Source organism: Candidatus Desulfatibia sp., from assembly GCF_036446775.1.
In the GTDB taxonomy this organism is placed as follows: Bacteria; Desulfobacterota; Desulfobacteria; order Desulfobacterales; family UBA11574; genus Desulfatibia_A.
Map to the genome: position 1 here is coordinate 1 of NZ_JAZFTO010000066.1, position 4,877 is coordinate 4,877.

7 protein-coding genes and 1 pseudogene are annotated in these 4,877 nt (G+C 47.8%); 6 read left to right on the forward strand and 2 right to left on the reverse strand.

Annotated features, from left to right (window positions below; genetic code table 11):
* The first annotated feature begins 140 nt into the window (after positions 1 to 140).
* Together V3S16_RS02930 and V3S16_RS02935 are read left to right on the forward strand one after the other, a co-directional pair.
* Entirely contained in the window at positions 141 to 428 is a 288-nt protein-coding gene (locus tag V3S16_RS02930) for a ferritin family protein (RefSeq protein ID WP_413883181.1), read from the forward strand.
* Positions 429 to 658: 230 nt separating this feature from the next.
* Positions 659 to 1,198 carry a ferritin family protein gene (locus V3S16_RS02935; protein ID WP_413883182.1) on the forward strand — a complete coding sequence of 180 codons (540 nt, stop codon included), beginning with the start codon at positions 659 to 661 and terminating at the stop codon, positions 1,196 to 1,198.
* 451 nt (positions 1,199 to 1,649) lie between these two features.
* Here V3S16_RS02935 and V3S16_RS02940 read toward each other — a convergent pair.
* Positions 1,650 to 1,907 (reverse strand): annotated as a pseudogene (locus tag V3S16_RS02940) (transposase zinc-binding domain-containing protein); the annotation flags it as partial.
* A 195-nt stretch (positions 1,908 to 2,102) separates the two neighbouring features.
* Between V3S16_RS02940 and V3S16_RS02945 the strand changes: the two are divergent.
* The 4 genes from V3S16_RS02945 to V3S16_RS02960 all read left to right on the forward strand — a co-directional run bounded on the left by V3S16_RS02945 (position 2,103) and on the right by V3S16_RS02960 (position 4,521).
* Positions 2,103 to 2,318: a dodecin gene (locus tag V3S16_RS02945; protein WP_413883183.1), complete on the forward strand. Its 216-nt coding sequence runs from the start codon at positions 2,103 to 2,105 to the stop codon at positions 2,316 to 2,318.
* Positions 2,319 to 2,490: 172 nt separating this feature from the next.
* On the forward strand, positions 2,491 to 3,558 hold the full coding sequence (locus tag V3S16_RS02950; protein ID WP_413883184.1) for a radical SAM protein: 1,068 nt from the start codon (positions 2,491 to 2,493) through the stop codon (positions 3,556 to 3,558).
* Complete coding sequence (locus tag V3S16_RS02955) at positions 3,548 to 4,069, forward strand: hypothetical protein (RefSeq protein WP_413883185.1); 522 nt, start codon at positions 3,548 to 3,550, stop codon at positions 4,067 to 4,069. Before V3S16_RS02950 ends, V3S16_RS02955 begins: the two co-directional genes overlap by 11 nt.
* Positions 4,070 to 4,098: 29 nt before the next feature.
* Positions 4,099 to 4,521, forward strand: a complete 423-nt coding sequence (locus tag V3S16_RS02960; protein WP_413883186.1) for a VOC family protein — start codon at positions 4,099 to 4,101, stop codon at positions 4,519 to 4,521.
* Positions 4,522 to 4,679: 158 nt separating this feature from the next.
* On the opposite strand, the gene V3S16_RS02965 is transcribed toward V3S16_RS02960, so the two are convergent.
* The coding region (locus V3S16_RS02965) for a hypothetical protein (RefSeq protein ID WP_413883187.1) at positions 4,680 to 4,877 on the reverse strand (198 nt) is incomplete at its 5' end.

Consider the following 4,877-nt stretch of genomic DNA (forward strand, 5'->3'; position numbering starts at 1 on the left):
TCAAACCCTGTTGAATGCTTGCTCCTGAAGCGCCGCGTTTGCTGAATGAGTAAGCGCCGTCCAGGAACAACATGTGCTGCAAAGGAAAGCATATGGATTTTATACAGTTCCTTTACCAGTCAATTCAGGATAACAGGGAAATGAACAGTTTTGAGGACTTTAAAAACAGGACAGAAGCTCCGGTAACAGAAGCAGGGATTCCGGTAAAAGACCTTGAGGCTAAAATAGAAAAATACGATTTTATCGGCGAGAAAGAAGCGTTGAAACTTGCTATGGAAATAGAAGGGAATGCTTATAATCTTTATCAAAGGCTTTCTCGGAATGTTTCAGACACAAATGCCCAGGTAGTATTTATTGAGATGATGGAGCAGGAAGCCAAACATATTAATTACCTTAAAAAGATGAGGGAAAAAGTTAATGAATCCTGAGTTAAGCAATTTATGTCATTCCCGTGAAACCTGCCTGCCGACAGGCTCAACTATGATCGGGGAGTGGGTAACTATAAGGAATTGGTTTCCTGCCACAGTAGGATACCCCACGTAGTGTCCCATTTTCACAGAGCCTGCCCCGTACTTGATACGGGGAAATCCTGGATTCCCGATTAATTCCGACTTATCGGGACGGGAATGACGAATAAAGACTTTTGCAAGAGGCGCAAGTGTTAAAATATACTCTTAGAGATAACAGTGAGGAGAATATGACACCAGTTGAGATAGCTATAATGATGGAAACAAATGCAATAAAATTCTACCAAGAGGCATCCGGAAAGACAAGAAACCCTGTCGGCAAAACAATGTTCCTGACCATATTAGAGGATGAAAAAAGACATCTTGAGATTCTTTTACAGATATTTAAGGGAATGGACATAGCAGTAAAGGATTTTAGCCCGATGAAAAATATCAAAACAATTTTTGAGACAATGAAGGATGAGATGATGCAGAAGGTCGAAGCAACCACTGATGAGCTTGAGGCATTCAAGATTGCTATGGAGATGGAGAGGAAGGGTATTGAATTTTATAAAAAGGCGGCCTCGGAAGCGCAGTCGGAAAAGGAGAAATCTCTTTTTGAGAAGCTTATGAAAGAAGAGCAGCAGCATTATGATATCTTTGCAAATACACATTTTTTTCTGTCAGACACCGGAAACTGGTTTATGTGGGAAGAACACAGCATTGTTGACGGAGGTACACCGTGGGCATGATATGTTATTCGTTATACGTAAATCGTTATTCGCAATAACTAATAACTAATAACTAATAACTTATTCAGGGGAGGGTCTATGGGTTATACAAAAGTAGCTCTGGAGGATAAGATACTCCAAATGTATCCTGAGATAACAGATCATGGTATATCTGTCAGTCTTGATTTTAGTGAGGCAAAGAATGCTTAGTGGATAGGAAGTATAACCCGCCTTTTTCACAATTCAGGCCAGTATCTGCGGCTGTAATCTGACCCCGGTTTTAGCCCAGGCAACCCCTGAACTACCGTCATCTTCGTAGGCCGCTGAACGCGGCCCCTGCAGCCGGCAATGGCGCACCGCCCGAAGCGCAGCCGAACCATTCCCTGGGCCAGTTGACCCTGCACCTCAAACCCTGTTGAATGCTTCTTCTGGATGCCTCGGCGGCGACTGGCGGGCGGGTGATGTACCGGCCCCGCCGCACCAGGAACGTCGAGATACCGCGCTGAACGACCGCCAGCACCTCGGTCAGTGCCTGGGGTTGGGCTGCCAACAGGAAGCGCAAGGGAAACGGGAAGGTCAGCACAAACTGCCGGACCGGCGCTTCGGGAAATACATGATCGACCAGGTGGGCGGCCGATTCCACCATCCGTCTTGCTCCGCAGCTGGGGCAGAAACCCCGCCGCTTGCAACTGAACGCCACCAGGTGCTCGTGTGGGCAGCCGGCGCACTGCTAAAGCGCCCAGTAGCCGGAACGTAGTGGGGAAATATGAACCAGCGGCTGCGAATATCAAGCACAGGCCCAGCACGAGGCGAAATGGATGCAATCCAAACTTGAAACTTGAATTGGCCTTATACTTTGGCAAAATGTTGAGGTTTAACTAATCCGGTCAAAGAGAATTTAACCGACCATAATATGGAGTAACTCATGTCAGATCACCATACCTATAAAGTAGTCGAAATTGTTGGTTCATCCAAAAATAACATGGAAGAAGCCATTCGAAATGCGATTGCCGAATGCAATAAAACAATAAAAAACCTGGACTGGTTTGAAGTGGTAGAAACCAGAGGACATATTGAAAATGGAGAAATTGGACACTTTCAGGTAACCCTGAAGGTAGGTTTTAGAATCGAAGTATCCTAAAAAAATTCCCCTCTTACTGGGGTCGGATCCAATTAATTCTCTTTTCCTGGCTTTCCATCCTTGCCTAATCCTGGCTTGAGATTCAGATCCCACCCCATTAATTGATGTCTGTCATGGACAAAACCAGTCATTGTCTGATTACATCACCTGTTTCGTCGTTAGGGAAAATAAAATGACTGCCGAACCGGCCGGAAAATGCAGTTTTGAAACCGGCGTGTACAGGCCGCCCAGTGAGGGCGGAAGCTACTCCCTTTTGATACGCGTTACGCGCAACTGCCCCTGGAACCGATGCACGTTTTGCAGCATGTACAAACAGGAAGAATATTCTTTGCGATCACCGCAGGAAGTAAACAGCGATATAGATTCCATGGCTGCCATCTGCAACGGGCTCAAAGATTTTTCGTGGAAATTGGATTACGGTGGTGAGATTAACAGAGCAGCCGCCATTGCCATGATTAACAACAATCCGGAGCTCAACGCCAGTCCGGGATTCGTGATGATCTATAACTGGCTGCTTTCGGGCGGCAAAACGGCTTTTTTGCAGGATGCCAACAGCCTGATCATGAAATCCGACCAGCTGGTGGATATCCTCACGCATCTGAGAAAAACCTTCCCTTCGCTCAATCGCGTAACCTCCTATGCCAGGTCCAAGGCAATTGCTCAAAAATCGGCAGAGGAGCTGAAGAAAATCTGCACGGCCGGGCTGGACAGATTGCATGTCGGCTTGGAAACTGGAGATAAGGCCCTGTTGAAAAAAATCAAAAAAGGCGTCACCGCCGAAGGGCACATCAAGGCTGGTAAAAAAGCAATGGAAGCCGGGTTCCAGTTATCCGAATACTGGATGCCGGGGCTGGGGGGCAAGGCCATGTGGGAAAGCCACGCCGGAAATACAGCCCGGGTACTGAACGAAATCAATCCCCATTACATCCGATCCAGACCTTTTTTCCCTTCCCCGGGCACACCGCTTTTTAAAGAATACGATAGGGGGGAGTTTCAACCGCTCTCCCCCAGTGAGCAACTAATCGAACTGAAACTAATGATGGAAGAATTGGATTTTACGTCCAAGGTGTGCTTTGACCATGCCGGCAACTATTGGCGCGGCAAAAACGGCCGCCTTTTGTTCAGCCAGAGTTATGAAGGTTATAAATTCCCGGAGCAGAAACCAGTTGTTTTAAAATTGCTTGAGGAAGGGATCGAAGCCCAGAAAGGTATTCCCAGAGCACCCGTACTTGATTTATAAATTAGTACCTGAATATGCAGAGAGATTCAGGGCCACCATTATCCGGACTGCTTTTACCTATATACCTACCGCGCCCGTATGCCCAATTTCCAAACACGGCTATTTCATCAAGTGTGGATACAGCCTCGATGACAGTGGTGTGCTCCATCACCTCGACCCAGGAGTCACGAACTTCCCCTTTATACAATCTGAACCAGTCGGAAGGCCGGGTGGGTCAGTTCACGCGCCTGGACTTGATCAGCAGGGTGAAGATGCTGGCCAGTATGAGGCTTATGGCGAACCAGCGGAAGTTTGTCCCGATGGACAGACCATAGCCGACCAGCATCCCGCCGACGAGGGGACCGGCCCCTGGAAAATATTGTTCGCTACGGATGCGCCTTGGCCTATTTTTTACCGGTCAGTAAACGACTGGGTAGAAGCAATTGATGAACCAAAGACCGAGATCAATTTTACCCGTGAGGAACGCGATATCATCCTGGGCAAAGCGGCACAGGCTGTTTTTGGCGCCTGACATTTGATAATGGAAGAAGGAGACAAAAAATGAGTGCAAAACTAAAAGCCAACTACCTGGATCATATTTGCATCGCAGTGAACGACGTCAAAGAAGCGGAAAAAACCTACATTGATGCTTTTGGCTGGGAGGTAGCCTACCGTTACGTTGACGAGACCGAAAAGATAAGAGTTACCGGCTTTATGGTAGGACCTACGGCAATTGAGCTCATCGAAGATATTGATGGAACAGGGGAAGTGGCTAAATTTGTCAAAAAAGCTGGGGAAGGCGTGATGATCATCAGCTATAACGTCGATAACTGCGAGGAATCTCTGGCACAGTTAAAGCAAAACAAAGTAAGGCTGATCGATCAGAAACCCAGATGGTTTGCTGAGTATAAGAGAAATTTTGCTTTTATCCATCCTGCGGCCACGCATGGGGTTTTGACAGAGATCATTGATGGCAGCTACTGATCACAGCGCCAGGGAAATCAAACCGTTCGATCGCAGTGAAACATGAGTCCTAAAGAAGAGTTCAGCAGCATCGGCAGGCCGCGCCAGCGCGTTGATGGTCCCGCAAAGGTCACGGGGCAAACACGCTTTGCTGACGATATTGTTTTGCCGCGCATGCTCTACGGTAAGTTGTTACGTTCAACCGTGCCGCGAAAAGGTCCGTTTCGTTGGTGATCGATCCAATCGCCGCCGTGATTGCCAAGGACGAGTTCACCGCCTAGGCAGCGCTCGATCTGATCGAGGTAAGCTACCAGCCGCTGCGTACGATCTGTGATGCGGAGGATGCCCTCACCAATCCAGAACCGCGGCTGCACGAG

Coding starts and splice junctions, on each gene's coding strand:
- V3S16_RS02950 (WP_413883184.1), top strand. CDS start 2,491: ATGACTGCCGAACCGGCCGGAAAATGCAGTTTTGAAACCGGCGTGTAC.
- V3S16_RS02930 (WP_413883181.1), top strand. CDS start 141: ATGAACAGTTTTGAGGACTTTAAAAACAGGACAGAAGCTCCGGTAACA.
- V3S16_RS02945 (WP_413883183.1), top strand. CDS start 2,103: ATGTCAGATCACCATACCTATAAAGTAGTCGAAATTGTTGGTTCATCC.
- V3S16_RS02960 (WP_413883186.1), top strand. CDS start 4,099: ATGAGTGCAAAACTAAAAGCCAACTACCTGGATCATATTTGCATCGCA.